This is a genomic window from Duganella sp. 1411 (assembly GCF_017833525.1).
Lineage (GTDB): Bacteria > Pseudomonadota > Gammaproteobacteria > Burkholderiales > Burkholderiaceae_D > Rugamonas.
On sequence record NZ_JAFICD010000001.1, the window covers coordinates 2450343 to 2464732 of the forward strand.

The following is a 14390-nucleotide window of genomic DNA, read 5'->3' on the forward strand; positions in this document are numbered from 1 at the left end:
TGGGGGCGGCGCAAACAAAAACGGGCGGACCGCAGTCCGCCCGCAGTCCGCCTTTAGCTACTGCTTAGAAATTGAGCGTGCGCTTGTCGATCGCCAGCGCCGCTTCCTTGGTCGCTTCCGACAAGGATGGGTGGGCGTGGCAGATACGCGCGATGTCTTCGGCCGAAGCCTTGAACTCCATCGCCACGACCGCTTCCGAGATCAGCTCCGAGGCCATCGGTCCGATGATGTGCACGCCGAGGATTTCGTCGGTGGTCGCATCGGCCAGGAACTTGACCATGCCCGAGGTGTCGCCCAGCGCGCGTGCGCGGCCGTTGGCCAGGAACGGGAAAGTGCCGGCCTTGTAGGCGACGCCCGCAGCCTTCAACTGCTGCTCGGTCTGGCCAACCCAGGCGATTTCCGGCGAAGTGTAGATGACCCAAGGAATGGTGTTGAAGTTGGTGTGGCCATGCTGGCCGGCCATGCGCTCGGCCACGGCAACACCCTCTTCTTCCGCCTTGTGCGCCAGCATCGGGCCGCGCACGACGTCGCCGATCGCCCATACGCCCGGCAGATTGGTTTTGCAGTCGTCGTCGACGGCCACGAAACCGCGCTCGTCCAGCGCCAGGCCGACCTTGTCGGCGGCCAGGCCGTTGGTGTTCGGGGTGCGGCCGATCGAGATGATCAGCTTGTCGAACACGGCGGTCTGCGCCTCGCCCTTGGCGTTCTCATACGCCACGGTGACGTTGTTGTCGCCCTTGGTGATGGCGCCGATCTTGCAACCCAGGTTGATGGCCAGGCCTTGCTTGGCGAACAGCTTGGCCGCTTCCTTGGCGATCTGCTCGTCGATCGCGCCCAGGAACACCGGCAAGCCTTCGAGCACGGTCACTTCCGCGCCCAGACGGCGCCATACGGAGCCCATTTCCAGGCCGATCACGCCGGCGCCGATCACGCCCAGCTTGGCTGGAACGCCCTGGATCGCCAGCGCACCGGTGTTCGACAGGATCAGTTGCTCGTCGAAAGGCGCGCCCGGCAGTTCGCGCGCGTTGGAACCGGTGGCGATGATGACTTGCTTGGCGCTGATGGTCTCGTTGGCCGGGGCCGAGATCGTCAGCGGGTAGCCTTCGGCGGTGGCGGCGCCGGCGAACGAGGCGCGGCCGTGGAAGAAGGTGACCTTGTTTTTCTTGAACAGGAACAGGATGCCGTCGTTGTTCTGCTTGACGACCTGGTCTTTGCGCTTGAGCATTTGCGGCAGGTTCAGCGACAGGCCGGCGACATCGATGCCGTGGTCCTTGAACGCGTGGCCGGCGTGCTCGAAGTGCTCCGACGATTGCAGCAGCGCTTTCGACGGGATGCAACCGACGTTGGTGCAGGTGCCGCCCGGGGCGGGACCGCCTTTTTCATTTTCCCACGCGTCGACGCAAGCGACGGAGAAACCCAGTTGCGCGGCGCGGATGGCGGCGATATAACCGCCGGGACCGGCACCGATGACTACGACGTCAAATTGTTTACTCATTTTTTATTTTCCAATCAGTTCTTCGTCTGGAACGAAAATCCATAACAGAATGTAAATCGCCAGGCCGAAACCAAAGGTCAGCACGAACATCACGAACAGCAGGCGCCAGATCCAGGCTTCGATGCCGGAAACACGGCCGAGGCCGCCGCAGACGCCGCCCAGCCAGCGGTCGCTGCGCGAGCGGCGCAGGCGGGAAATATCGTCGCCGATATTGTCGCCCGGCTGGTACGGTGGGCTGCTCAGCAGGCGCGCCTTGGCGGCGGCGAATTCCTCGTCCGACAACGCGCCGGCCTGATGCAGTTCGTGCAAACGCTTGATTTCTTCGGCTACGCTCATGACATCCCTAAGAGTTGAAACCCGCAAACCCGGGGGATGGGGTCGTACCCCGAGGGGTACGACCCCGGTGTGCCCGGGTTAACTATTACAGGTCCAGCAGCAGACGTGCAGGATCTTCCAGCGCCTCTTTCATCGCGACCAGGCCCAACACGGCTTCGCGGCCGTCGATGATGCGGTGGTCGTAGGACATCGCCAGGTAGTTCATCGGGCGGATCACGATCTGGCCGTTTTCGACGACAGCGCGGTCCTTGGTCGCGTGCACGCCCAGGATGGCCGATTGTGGCGGGTTGATGATCGGGGTCGACAGCATGGAGCCGAAGGTGCCGCCGTTCGAGATCGAGAACGTGCCGCCGGTCAGGTCGTCCAGGGTCAGCTTGCCTTCCTTGGCCTTGGCGCCGAATTCACCGATTTTCTTCTCGATGTCGGCGATCGACATTTGGTCGGCGTTGCGCAGGATAGGCACCACCAGGCCGCGTGGCGAACCGACGGCGATACCGATGTCGAAGTAGCCGTGGTAGATGATGTCGTTGCCGTCAACCGAAGCGTTGATGATCGGGTACTTTTTCAGCGCGGCGACGGCGGCCTTGACGAAGAACGACATGAAGCCCAGCTTGACGCCGTGCTCTTTCTCGAACTTGTCCTTGTACTTGTTGCGCAGTTCCATCACAGGCGCCATGTTCACTTCGTTGAACGTGGTCAGGATGGCGTTGGTCGATTGCGATTGCAGCAGGCGCTCGGCGATACGGGCGCGCAGACGGCTCATCGGCACGCGCTCTTCCGGACGCTCGCCCAGGCTGGCGACGGTCGGCGAAGCGATTTGCTGCAGCGCTGGCTTCGGCGCGGCGGCGGCCAGCGGCGCGACGGCCGGGGTGGCGGGAGCCGAAGCGGCCAGGGCGTCGCCCTTGGTGACGCGGCCGTCTTTGCCCGAACCGGCGACATCGCCAGCGCTCAGGCCTTTTTCGGACAGGATCTTGGCGGCGGCCGGCATGGCGACGTCGCCCTTGCTGCCACCGGTGGCGGCGGCCGGCGCGGCGGCTGGCGCAGGTGCGGCGGCTGGCGCTGGCGCGGCGGCGGCGACCGGAGCGGCGGCGGCTGCGGCGGCGTCGGTGTCGATCACGGCGATCAGTTCGTCGGCGACAACGGTGCTACCGTCGCCCTTGATGATCTTGACCAGCACGCCGGCGGCCGGCGCCGGCAGTTCCAAAACGACTTTGTCGGTTTCGATATCGATCAGGTTTTCGTCGCGGGCGACGGTGTCGCCGACTTTTTTATGCCACGTCAGCATGGTTGCTTCAGCGACCGATTCCGACAATTGAGGAACTTTGACTTCGATTTGTGCCATTGTAAAACTCCGTATATTTGTTATTGCGGCGCCACCCCGCGTAGCAAGGCGGCGCTCCGTAAATAGTGTGATGTAAGGAGAAGCCGCGCCCAGCGCGCGGCCCCTTGACGCTTATTTCGTCAGGATGAAACCTTTCAGCTTCGAGAACGCCGTTTCCAGCAGGTCTTTTTGCTGGGCATAGTGCTTGTCGTAGTAACCGACGGCCGGCGATGCCGATGCCGGACGGCCGGCGTAGGCCAGGCGCTGGCCGGCGTCCATGCTCTCGAAGATGTTGTGCTGAATCTGGAACCATGGGCCCTGATTCTGCGGCTCGTCCTGCGCCCACACCACTTCGGTCAGGTTCGGGAACTTCTTCAGTTCGGCGGCGAACGACTTGTGCGGGAACGGATACAGCTGTTCGACACGGATGATGGCGGTGTCGGTCTGGCCGCGCGTTTTGCGTGCGTTGACCAGGTCGTAGTAGACCTTGCCCGAGCAAGCCACCACGCGCTTGACCTTCTTGGCGTCGATTTTCTCGTCGACTTCGCCGATGACGGTCTGGAACGCGCCCTTGGCCAATTCGTTCAGCGACGAGCCCGCGTCCTTGTTACGCAGCAGCGATTTCGGCGTCAGGATCACCAGCGGCTTACGGAACTGGCGCACCATCTGGCGGCGCAGCACGTGGAAGATCTGGGCGGCGGTGGTCGGCTGCACGACTTGCATGTTGTTGTCGGCGCACAGCTGCAGGAAACGCTCAGGACGCGCGGACGAGTGCTCCGGACCCTGGCCTTCGTAGCCGTGCGGCAGCATCATGACCAGGCCGGAGGCGCGGCCCCACTTCACTTCGCCGGAGCTGATGAACTGGTCGATGACCACTTGCGCGCCGTTGACGAAGTCGCCGAACTGGGCTTCCCAGATCGTCAAGGTGTTCGGTTCGGCGGTCGAGTAACCGTATTCGAAGCCCAGCACCGCCTCTTCGGACAGCACCGAGTCGATCACGGTGAACGGCGCCTGGCCTTCGGCGATGTTCTGCAGCGGCACGTAGGTGCCGGCGTCCCAACGCTCGCGGTTCTGGTCGTGCAGCACGGCGTGGCGGTGCACGAAGGTGCCGCGGCCGGCGTCCTGGCCGGTCAGGCGTACGGCGTAGCCGGAAGCGACCAGCGACGCGTAGGCCAGGTGTTCGCCCATGCCCCAGTCCAGGTTCAGCTCGCCCTTGCCCATGTTGGCGCGGTCGCCCAGGACCTTCTCGACCAGCGAGTGGACCTTGAAGCCGTCCGGCACGGTGGTGATGCGGCCGGCCAGGCGTTTCAGTTCGGTCATCGGCACGGCGGTGTCGGCCGAGTCGGTCCACTTGCGGTTCAGGAACGGCAGCCAATCGACCGCGTACTTGTTCTTGAAGTTGGAGATGACCGGATCGACGGTGTGCTTGCCGGCGTCCATCGCGTCGCGGTAGGCGGCTTGCATCTGTTCGCCGCCGTCGGCCGGGATCACGGCTTGCGTGACCAGCTTGTCCGCGTACAGCTTGCGGGTGCCTGGATGCTGGCCGATCTTCTTGTACATCAGCGGCTGGGTCAGCGCCGGGGTGTCCTGCTCGTTGTGGCCCAGTTTGCGGTAGCAGATGATATCGACCACGATATCCTTCTGGAACTCGAGGCGGTAGTCCATGGCGATCTGCGACGCCAGCACCACGGCTTCGGGATCGTCGGCGTTCACGTGCAGCACCGGCGCCTCGATCATCTTGACCACGTCCGAGCAGTAGATGGTCGAACGGGCGTCGCGCGGGTCGGAGGTGGTGAAACCGATCTGGTTGTTGATGACGATGTGCACCGTGCCGCCCGTGCCGTAGCCGCGGGTCTGCGCCAGATTCAGCGTTTCCATGACCACGCCCTGGCCTGCGAAGGCGGCGTCGCCGTGCACCAGGATCGGCAGCACTTGCTTGCCCAGGTGGTCGCCGCGGCGATCCATGCGGGCCTTGACCGAACCTTCGACGACCGGGTTGACGATCTCCAGGTGCGACGGGTTGAACGCCAGCGACAGGTGGACCGGACCGCCCTGGGTCGAGATGTCGGACGAGAAACCTTGGTGGTATTTGACGTCGCCGGCCGGCAGGTCGTCGCCGTGCTTGCCTTCGAATTCTTCGAACAGTTCTTTAGGGGCCTTGCCCAGGGTGTTGACCAGCACGTTCAGACGGCCGCGGTGGGCCATGCCGATGACGATCTCCTGCACGCCTTTTTCGCCGGCGCGCTGGATGATCTCATCGATCGACGCGATGAAGGTCTCGCCGCCTTCGAGCGAGAAGCGCTTCTGGCCGACGTACTTGGTGTGCAGGTAGCGTTCCAGGCCTTCGGCCGCGGTCAGACGCTCCAGGATGTGCTTTTTCTTTTCCGCCGTGAAATTCGGGGTCGAACGGATCGACTCCAGGCGCTCTTGCAGCCAGCGCTTCTCGGTCGGATCCGAGATGTACATGTACTCCGCGCCGATCGAACGGGTGTAGGTGTCGCGCAGATAGTTCAGCAGGTCGCGCAGGGTCGCGGTCTCCGGGCCGAAATAGGTGTTGCTGATGTTGAAGACGGTATCCATGTCCGCATCGGTGAAGCCGTAGAAGCTTGGCTCCAGCTCGTTGATGGTCGGACGTTCCTGGCGTTGCAGCGGGTCCAGATTGGCCCAGCGCGAACCCAGATAGCGGTAGGCGGCGATCAGTTGCGTAGCTGCAACACGTTTACGGCCCATTTCGACGTCGGCCGAGGCCACGACGGTACGGATGGGGCCGGATTTAGCGCGTTCGGCGAAGGAAGCGATGACGGAAGCGTGAGCGACGTCTGGCTTGTTGGTGCCATCGACGGCCGGCACGTGCTGCATGGCATCGAAGTACGAGCGCCAGTTATCTGGCACGGAACCTGGGTTGTTGAGATACGCCTCATACAGTTCTTCGACGTACGGAGCGTTCCCACCAAACAGGTAGGAGTTGGACGTATATTGTTGCATTTGCTGCTCACCTTTCTTCGCGCTTCGCGAGGAATTAGCGGGTTAATCTAACCTTCCGCGACACGGCCTGACCGGTTAGCGGATTGCACATCAAGTTGTGGGGAAGGGCTAAAGTTCTTCAGTGGTTCAAAAAACGGTCATTCAGGATAGCACCGGTATTGTATCGCAACAACCATTTATGTACCGATACCGCCGCTATTAATTTTCACCTAAGTCGCGCAGCGGGCCTAAACCCGGGGGTCAAGTCTAACATCTCTACACGAGCGCGGCCGTATACCGCTGCCACGGCCGAGGCCGTGTAGCAATGTTAGACTTGACCCCGGAGTTGCGCTCCAGCAAGGTTGGTGTGGGAAAACCAGTCGAGCAGGAAGTCGAGCATCGCCCGCAACGCCGGCGACATGTGCTGGCGCGATGTATAGATGCCGTAGATGCCCATTTGCTGCGTTTTGTAGTCCGGAAGCAACGCCACCAGCCGGCCCTGCGCGATCAACGGTCCGGCGCTGTAGAGCGGTTGCAGCGCGATGCCGGCCCCTTCCACCGCCGCTTTCAGCAGGATGTGGTCGTCATTGGCCGACAAGTTGCCGCTGACGGGCACCGTGACCTCCTCGCCGTCCGCGCGGGTGAACTGCCACAGGCTTTGGCCGAAATAGGTGTACGCCAGGCAGTTGTGGACCGCCAGGTCCTCGACCCGCTGCGGCGCGCCGCGCTCGGCCAGATACGAGGGCGCCGCGCACACCACCGAGTCGCAATGCCCGAGTTGCCGCGCGATCAGGTTCGGTTCCAGCGCATTGGTGATGCGTAGCGCCAGGTCGATGCGCTGCTCGACCAGGTTGACCGCCCGGTTGCTGCCCTGCAGATCGACCGAGGTGCGCGGGTAGCGCTTCAGGAAGGCGGTCACGGCCCTGGCCAGCTCGGCCTGCGCCAGCGACGGCGAGCACGTGATGCGCAACAAGCCTTTAGGCGCGTCGTCGGCGTCGGCCGCCACTTCCATCGCGCCGGCCAACTCCAGCAACTGGCGGCAGCGCGCCAACGTGGCGTCGCCGGCGTCCGTCAGGCTCAGGCGCCGCGTGCTCCGGTGCAGCAGCCGGGCGCCCGCCCACTCCTCCATCTCGGCCAGATAACGCGTGACCATCGCCCGCGACATGTCGAGCGCGTCGGCGGCGGCGATCATGCTGCCGCGCTCGGTGATGGCGACGAATACCCTGGCGGCGGTGATGCGATCCATATTAGCTCGATCCATGCAATGAATAAGTGCAGATTACCCGGTTTTTCTGTCGGATAAAGAAATTTATGATGGATTCACTTCCAACCACATTGAAAGACGATCATGCGCACCTTCAAAATCCAGCACACCCTGATGTCCGCCGCCCTGGCCGCCACCGTCGGCGGCGCCGGCGCCGCGCCGCTCAAACTCGACGTTTTCAATCCCGGCGAAGCCGCCATTTTCCCGGTCGCCTCGGTGCTGGTCAGCGGCGCCAAGGACGCCGTGCTGATCGACGCCCAGTTCTCGCGCGGCGAGGCGGTCAAGCTGGTCGACAAGATCCGCGCCAGCGGCAAGCGCCTGACCACGGTGTACGTCAGCCACAGCGATCCGGACTTTTACTTCGGCCTGGACGTGATCCACGCCGCCTTCCCCGATGCCAAGATCGTCGCCACGCCGCAAACCATCGCCGGCATCGAGAAGAAAAAGGACGCCAAGGTCGCCTACTGGTCGCCGATCCTGAAAGATAACGCGCCCAAGAGCATCATCGTGCCGCAGCCGCTACAGGGCGACTCCATCAAGCTCGAAGGCGAAACGCTGAAAATCGAAGGCCTGGACGGCGCCACGCCGGACCGCAGCTATGTCTGGATTCCATCGATCAAGGCCGTCGCCGGCGGCGTGGTGGTCTTCAACGGCCTGCACGTGTGGACCGCCGACACCCAAAGCGCCGAGTCGCGCAAGAACTGGCTGGCCACGCTCGACCATATCGCCGCGCTCAAGCCGGTGACCGTGGTGCCGGGCCACTTCAAGCCGGGCGCCGCGCTGACGCCGGACAGCGTCGCCTTCACCCGCGACTATCTGGTCCGCTTCGAAGCCGAGACCACCAAGGCCGCCAACTCGGCCGCGCTGATCGCCCGCATGAAGGAACTGTATCCGGACGCCGGCCTGAACGCCGCGCTCGACACCGGCGCCAAAGTGGCCAAGGGCGAAATGAAGTGGTAAGCCGGACCTAAGCGGCCTGGGGCAAGGGGCGGTGAAGTGATAAACTTCAACATTGACCTTCACCGCCACTTCCCATGCATACCTTAGAGCAGTTGCGCGCAGGCGCCCTCGCCGGCGTCCAGCGCCTGCAAATGCGCGGCGGCCTCACCGAATTCCCGCGCGAAATCTTCGATCTGGCCGACTCGCTGGAAATCCTCGACCTGTCCTCCAACGCCCTGTCGTCGCTGCCCGACGACCTGCCGCGCCTGCACAAAATGCGCATCATCTTTTGTTCGGACAACCAGTTCACCGAACTGCCGGCGGTGCTCGGCGCCTGCCCGGCACTGACGATGGTCGGCTTCAAGGCCAACCGCATCGGCAAGGTGGCGCCGGAGTCGCTGCCACCGTTGCTGCGCTGGCTGGTGTTGACAGACAATCAGATCGAGGAACTGCCGGATGAACTGGGACGGCGCCCGGCGCTGCAGAAACTGATGCTGGCCGGGAACCGCTTGCGCGCCCTGCCCGCCAGCATGGCCCAGTTGCACCGTCTGGAATTGCTGCGCATTTCCGCCAATCAGCTCACCGAATTGCCCGCCTGGGTGACGTCGCTGCCACGGTTGGCGTGGCTGGCCTACGCCGGCAATCCGTTTTGCGCGCCGCGGGAACTGGCGATGACGGGCGCGCCTTCGTCCGCGATCGGCTGGGACCAACTGGCGTTGAAGCAAAAGCTGGGCGAAGGCGCCTCCGGCCTGATCTATCGCGCGGACTACCGCCACGACGGAGCGACTGAAGACGTCGCCGTCAAACTGTTCAAAGGCGCGATGACCAGCGACGGCTCGCCGCTGTGCGAAATGGCCGCCTGCCTCGGCGCCGGCGCGCATCCGAACCTGATCCCCGTGCTGGGCCACCTCGAGCGCCATCCCGAAGATGTGCACGGCCTCGTTATGTCGCTGATCGACCCGGAGTTCATCAACCTGGCCGGCCCGCCCAGCCTCGACAGCTGTACGCGCGACGTCTATGACGCCGGCAAGCGCTTCGAGCTGGCAACGACGCTGGCAATCGCCCACGGCATCGCCTCCGCCACCGCCCAACTGCACCGGCGCGGCATCACGCACGGCGACCTGTATGCGCACAACATCATGCATCGGCCCGACGGCAGCACCTTGCTGGGAGACTTCGGCGGCGCCTCGTTCCACGATCCGGCCTCCGCCGAGGCCACCGCGCTGCAACGGCTTGAAGTGCGCGCCTTCGGCTGCCTGCTGGAGGAACTGGCCGAGCGCTGCGACGCACCTTCCGCCATGCAGCCGGCATTGGCGCGCCTGCGCGCGCTGCGCGACGCCTGCCTGCATCCTGACAACGCCCAACGCCCGCTGCTGTCCGACATCGCAGCGCAGCTGCTCGCGCTCAAACAAGACTAGACAAGACGTTCTAGATATTTTATTCTACATCCATGACGACTGTAGCCCCACCCAAACCGACCGCCGCCGAGCTGGAGATGTTGCGCTTGCTGTTCGCGCTCGGCCCGGCCACCGCCAAGCAGGTGCACGCCGCCGCGCTCGAGACGCGGCCGGACATGAACTACGCCACCGTGCTGCGCCTGCTGCAAGTGATGCACACCAAAGGCCTGCTGACGCGCGACGAAAGCCAACGCGCGCACGTCTACGCGCCGGCGCAGGAGCAGGATTCGATCCAGACCAACCTGCTCAAGGACTTGATACAAAAGGCGTTCTCCGGCTCCGGCAAGGCGCTGGTGCTGGCGGCGCTGCGCGGCGGCCACGTCAGCAAGAAAGAGCGCGCGGAAATCCAGGCGCTGCTGGATCAGGAAAAATAATCAGATTCCACTGACGACGTCGACCAGTTGCTGCCTTGCCCAAGCATGGGCGGGGTCGCGGTGGAAGCGCTCGTGCCAGATCATCGCCGGCGACAAGGGCGCGACCTCCAACGGCAATTCCAGCAACACGAGCGGGAGCCTTTTCGCCAGCAGGCGCGCCAGCCGGCTCGGCAAGGTGAGTATCATGTCGCTGTCCGCCACCAACATCGCGCCGGCAAGAAAGTGCGGAACCCGCAGCGCGACGTGGCGAGTGAGCCCCAGCGTCGACAGCGCGACATCGACCGCGCTCTCCCCCATCCCGGAAATGGTCACGGCAATGTGACGCATGCCCACATAACGCTCCAGACCGAGTCCGCCGGCCACAGCCGGGTGATCGACCCGCGCCACGCACACGAAGCTGTCGACATACAGGCCACGTCGATGGAAACTGCCGGGGAGCGTCTCGAAAATGCCCAGTGCCAGATCCGCGCTCCCCTGCTCGATCAGCCGCACATTGTCCCCGGCGGGTTGCGCGATATGCAGACTTAACGCAGGCGCATCGCGCTCGAAGCGGGCCATCAACCCAGCGAGGACGATCAAGCTCAGATGGTCGTGGGCGGCGATCGTGATGCGCCCCGTCGCCGAGGCGGGATCGAAGACGGCGGGCGAGACAATGCCCCGGGCATCGTCCAGCAGCTTGGCCACCGGACCCGCCAGTGCTTCACCGCGCGGCGTCAGTTCCAGACCGAGCTTGCCTCGGACCACCAGGCGGTCTCCCAGCATCGTGCGCAGCCGCCCCAGCGCGCGGCTGGCGGCCGGTTGGCTCAAGCCCAGCCGCAGCCCCGCCTGGGTGACGCTTCGCTCCCGCGCCAACGCTTCGAACAGCTTTAAGAGGTTGAGGTCGACGGTAGATAAATCCACTTGGTGCATGTTGACTATAACTTTCATGTCATTGATGGATGGCGGCTCATCATGCACGATTCTGTTTCATCTGAACAGGAGATCACCGTATGAACGCTTGCTTCCCCCTTCCTTACGTTGTATTCGGCGTGTCCGGTCGCACCGGCGCCGCCACCGCCGATGCGCTGTTGCGCTCGGGCCACCCCGTGCGCGTCGTGGTGCGCGACCCGGCCAACGGCCGACCATGGGCCGAACGTGGCGCCGAGGTCGCCGTCGCCGACCTGACCGACCTGGCCTCGATGGTCGGCGCGCTCGGCGGCATCCAGGGAGCCTATGTCGTCAATCCACAGCACTACCATCGTGAAGACCTGTTCGAGACGGCGGACTTGATTGCCGCCATCACGGCGCACGCGGCCGTCGCGGCGGGCGTGCCCCGCCTTGTGGCCCTTTCCTCGGTGGGCGCCGACCGTGACAGCGCAACGGGATGGATCGGGATGAATCGCAGGTTCGAGCAGCGTTTGGCCGAAGCCGGCGTGCCCACCGCGTTCCTGCGCGCGGCCTATTTCATGGAGAACTGGACGCCGATGGTTGGGCAGGCCATGCGCGGAGGCGCGCTGCCGTCGTTCCTGGCGCCGCCACAGCGTCCCCTGCCGATGGTGGCGACGGTCGATGTCGGCACCGCGGCGGCCGCTTTGCTGCTGCAAGAACGGACGGAGAACTCCATCGTCACGCTCTCGGGGCCCGATGACTACGCGCCGAATGACGTCGCCGCTATTATCTCCGCCGGGCTCCGGAGGCCGGTCGATGTGGCGGTCCTGCCGGAAACCGAGTGGCCCACAGCGCTGGCCGACGCCGGGTTCTCCAGAGCGGCCCTTGCCGGTTTCACCGACATGACGCGCAGCCTCAATAACGGGCATATCGACATCGCGAGCGATCCCAACGCGGTGCACTGGAGGGGAACGACCTCGCTCGAACAAGTCATGCAAGGCATAGTCGCATCAACTAATTAAGTTCGCCCGCCGCCGCGCCGGTTTCATCCTACAATGGAGCCCCTTTTCTTCCGCGTCGCCCCATGAACAGCCGCCTCCACTCCTGGCCCGAACATCCGCACCCCGTCATCGCCGTCATGCTGGCGGTGGCGATCTGTGCCGTGCCGGTCGTGCTGCCGCACGCCAACCGGGCCAACCTGATGCCCAACCTGTTCGCGTACGTTTTCGCCTGCGTGCTGGCCTATCCGGTCGCCGCCGTACTGCGCCACCGTGTCACCAGCCTGCCGGTGCTGTGGGGCGTGGCCGCGCTGATCCTGCTGGGATTGTGTTTCTACCACACCAACATCATCGTCGAGACCGCCAACGCGGCCTGGCCGCAACGGCGCGACGCCACGCTCGGCAAGTTCCTGTTCAACCTGCCGCAACTGACCCTGGGCGTGCTGTGCTGGTGGCTGCTGGTGGTGCGGCCCGACGGGCGCAAGCTGAAATAAGAACCACTCCGGGAAATTCCGCACAGATTTCCCGCCGGTTCGCGCGGTTGCCCGGAAGCACTTGCTGTATAGGACACAGTTCTGCTAGTCTTGCTCTCATTACACTATTCGAGTTCCGCGCCATGAGTCAGAAAGCACGAGTCACGCGCCGCCGACCGGTCCGTCATGCCGCCACGCTGACGATGACCGATCAAACCAGCCATCCGGCGCACACGCTGGACCTGTCGCAGGGCGGCGTCAGCCTGCAGACGTCGAGCCAGATCAGGCTGGCGCAATACTGCGCGGTGTCGTTCCAGGTGCAACTGAAGGATGGCGCGCACAAGGTGCTGGCGATGGGCCAGGTGGTCTACAGCGACCCCGACGCCGAGCTAGGCTACAAAACCGGCGTGCAATTCCTGCGCCTCGATCACGGCAGCGTGGCCGTCATCGACAAGCTCTTGCAGGACGGCTGATCGCCACACGGCATCCTTTGCGCGGCGGTTTGTAATGGACGAACGTGCGTACTCAGGAAAGCCGACACCTCTTGCGCGATGACCGGCATAAAGTCCTGTTCGAGCCAATCGTAATCCTCCCGCTTCGAAAGGAGATGATGACGCGCCGGAAAGCGCCGGTAGATCACCTTGGCGCCCTTCTTATTCGCTTGTTCAATCGCGTCAACCTGACGCGCCACGCCGACTTGCCGGTCCTTGTCGCCCCACATAAAAAGGCCCGGTATTTCCAGCCGCCTCATCACATCGGCCGGCGCGGTTTGACCGTAGAAGTGCAAGCGCATCGACGCCTCGGTCACGTCGGGCACCCGCACGCCGTTCGCTTGGGTCTTCCATTCCAGCTGTCCAGCACCCGAAACCTCGCTGAAATCTTTGAGTATCTGCTCGTAGTTAATCTCCATGTCGTCTGCTAACAGGTGCCGGGTGTGGCTATCCCATTGCCCGTTATTGCTCAACCACCCCGCCAGGTTCATGAACCGGTTGACACCACGCTTATGCCCGCGTTTGATTTCATCGTTGGTAACAATGCCGTCGGCATTGATATCGAACCGATCCAGCGACTCCATGATGCGACTGGTGCCTTGCCAGCGGGTGGCCGTGTCAAACCGCTCGGCCGGCGAGCCGATGGAGATCAGCCCCGAAAGCTGAACGGTTCCCCTGTCAGCCAGCGCGGCCGCGTGCATCAGCCCCTCCGAGAACCCAAACAACACCAATTGCTTGCGTGCCGCCGGCATCAGATTTTGAACGTGAAATACCACCTTTTCGATATGGTCCAGATAGCGATCCGGCGTATAGCGAGACACGATCGCAAGATCCATACAACGCTGCCATAAAACCCGTTCGGTGAGTCCGCTACGCAAGATGGTTTCGCGGCACTTCTTCGTGGGGGGCAAAACTCCGGGATTGTCGAACCGGATCACCGCCACACCCTGCCTCACCAAGGCAGCGGACAGGTCCCGCAGCGGCACGCGTTTGGACCAGACCGTCTCCAACGCCCGCACGGTCCAGCCGTCCCGATCGTCGGGACTCGCGCTGGAAATGAAGAGCAATACCGGACCGTCCCAATTCTGCGGCCGGCCTTGAGGCCAGTCGATTTGCCCTTGGAGGGCGTCGGTTGTCGCGCTGGCGGGCACCGAGAATTGCATGCTTTGTTGGCAGAATGCCGAAGATGCGCTCAACGACAAGCCAAGCGCCCAGAACCATGAAATTACCCTGCTGAATAAGCGATGCGTCATACACCCTCCAAATCCGTGCAAAAGCCGGTAGTGTGCCCCGCCCGACGCGGTCGCGTTGGCCGATCATGACATCGGCTGACACGCCCATATTGCAGTAACGCAATCCACACGATGCACGGCCCGCGCACATTCGGCAATCGCCCCCGCCAACCAATATA

Annotated in this window: 13 protein-coding genes; 6 read left to right on the forward strand and 7 right to left on the reverse strand. The window is 63.7% G+C overall.

Annotated features, from left to right (window positions below):
• Positions 1-64: 64 nt before the first annotated feature.
• The 5 genes from lpdA to JOD97_RS10255 all read right to left on the reverse strand — a co-directional run bounded on the left by lpdA (position 65) and on the right by JOD97_RS10255 (position 7362).
• Entirely contained in the window at positions 65-1495 is a 1431-nt protein-coding gene (gene lpdA / locus JOD97_RS10235; protein ID WP_209716102.1) for a dihydrolipoyl dehydrogenase, read from the reverse strand.
• 3 nt (positions 1496-1498) lie between these two features.
• The gene (locus tag JOD97_RS10240; RefSeq protein WP_209716106.1) at positions 1499-1831 is read right to left on the reverse strand and encodes a PspC domain-containing protein; all 333 of its coding nucleotides are present in this window, start codon (positions 1829-1831) and stop codon (positions 1499-1501) included.
• 85 nt (positions 1832-1916) lie between these two features.
• On the reverse strand, positions 1917-3173 hold the full coding sequence (gene odhB, locus JOD97_RS10245) for a 2-oxoglutarate dehydrogenase complex dihydrolipoyllysine-residue succinyltransferase (RefSeq protein WP_209716109.1): 1257 nt from the start codon (positions 3171-3173) through the stop codon (positions 1917-1919).
• A gap of 111 nt (positions 3174-3284) precedes the next feature.
• Positions 3285-6137: a 2-oxoglutarate dehydrogenase E1 component gene (locus JOD97_RS10250; protein WP_209716112.1), complete on the reverse strand. Its 2853-nt coding sequence runs from the start codon at positions 6135-6137 to the stop codon at positions 3285-3287.
• A gap of 307 nt (positions 6138-6444) precedes the next feature.
• The gene (locus JOD97_RS10255) at positions 6445-7362 is read right to left on the reverse strand and encodes a LysR family transcriptional regulator (RefSeq protein WP_209716117.1); all 918 of its coding nucleotides are present in this window, start codon (positions 7360-7362) and stop codon (positions 6445-6447) included.
• Positions 7363-7464: 102 nt separating this feature from the next.
• On the opposite strand from JOD97_RS10255, the gene JOD97_RS10260 reads away from it, so the two are divergent.
• The 3 genes from JOD97_RS10260 (at position 7465) to JOD97_RS10270 (ending at position 10150) form a co-directional block, all read left to right on the forward strand.
• On the forward strand, positions 7465-8340 hold the full coding sequence (locus JOD97_RS10260; protein WP_209716120.1) for an MBL fold metallo-hydrolase: 876 nt from the start codon (positions 7465-7467) through the stop codon (positions 8338-8340).
• Positions 8341-8414: 74 nt separating this feature from the next.
• Positions 8415-9737 (forward strand): leucine-rich repeat-containing protein kinase family protein, encoded by a 1323-nt coding sequence (locus JOD97_RS10265; protein WP_209716123.1) that lies wholly within the window; start codon positions 8415-8417, stop codon positions 9735-9737.
• A 32-nt stretch (positions 9738-9769) separates the two neighbouring features.
• Positions 9770-10150, forward strand: coding sequence for a BlaI/MecI/CopY family transcriptional regulator (locus JOD97_RS10270; RefSeq protein WP_209716127.1), 381 nt, complete (start codon positions 9770-9772; stop codon positions 10148-10150).
• Here JOD97_RS10270 and JOD97_RS10275 read toward each other — a convergent pair whose 3' ends face one another.
• Entirely contained in the window at positions 10151-11077 is a 927-nt protein-coding gene (locus tag JOD97_RS10275) for a LysR family transcriptional regulator (RefSeq protein WP_229264259.1), read from the reverse strand.
• Between the two features lie 62 nt (positions 11078-11139).
• Here JOD97_RS10275 and JOD97_RS10280 point away from each other — a divergent pair, with 62 nt between their 5' ends.
• The 3 genes from JOD97_RS10280 (at position 11140) to JOD97_RS10290 (ending at position 12961) form a co-directional block, all read left to right on the forward strand.
• The gene (locus JOD97_RS10280; RefSeq protein WP_209716131.1) at positions 11140-12039 is read left to right on the forward strand and encodes an NmrA family NAD(P)-binding protein; all 900 of its coding nucleotides are present in this window, start codon (positions 11140-11142) and stop codon (positions 12037-12039) included.
• Between the two features lie 62 nt (positions 12040-12101).
• Positions 12102-12509: a hypothetical protein gene (locus JOD97_RS10285; protein ID WP_209716134.1), complete on the forward strand. Its 408-nt coding sequence runs from the start codon at positions 12102-12104 to the stop codon at positions 12507-12509.
• 122 nt (positions 12510-12631) lie between these two features.
• Positions 12632-12961 (forward strand): PilZ domain-containing protein, encoded by a 330-nt coding sequence (locus JOD97_RS10290; protein WP_209716137.1) that lies wholly within the window; start codon positions 12632-12634, stop codon positions 12959-12961.
• On the opposite strand, the gene JOD97_RS10295 is transcribed toward JOD97_RS10290, so the two are convergent.
• Positions 12916-14232: a hypothetical protein gene (locus JOD97_RS10295; protein WP_209716140.1), complete on the reverse strand. Its 1317-nt coding sequence runs from the start codon at positions 14230-14232 to the stop codon at positions 12916-12918. The genes JOD97_RS10290 and JOD97_RS10295 overlap by 46 nt on opposite strands.
• Positions 14233-14390 lie beyond the last annotated feature (158 nt).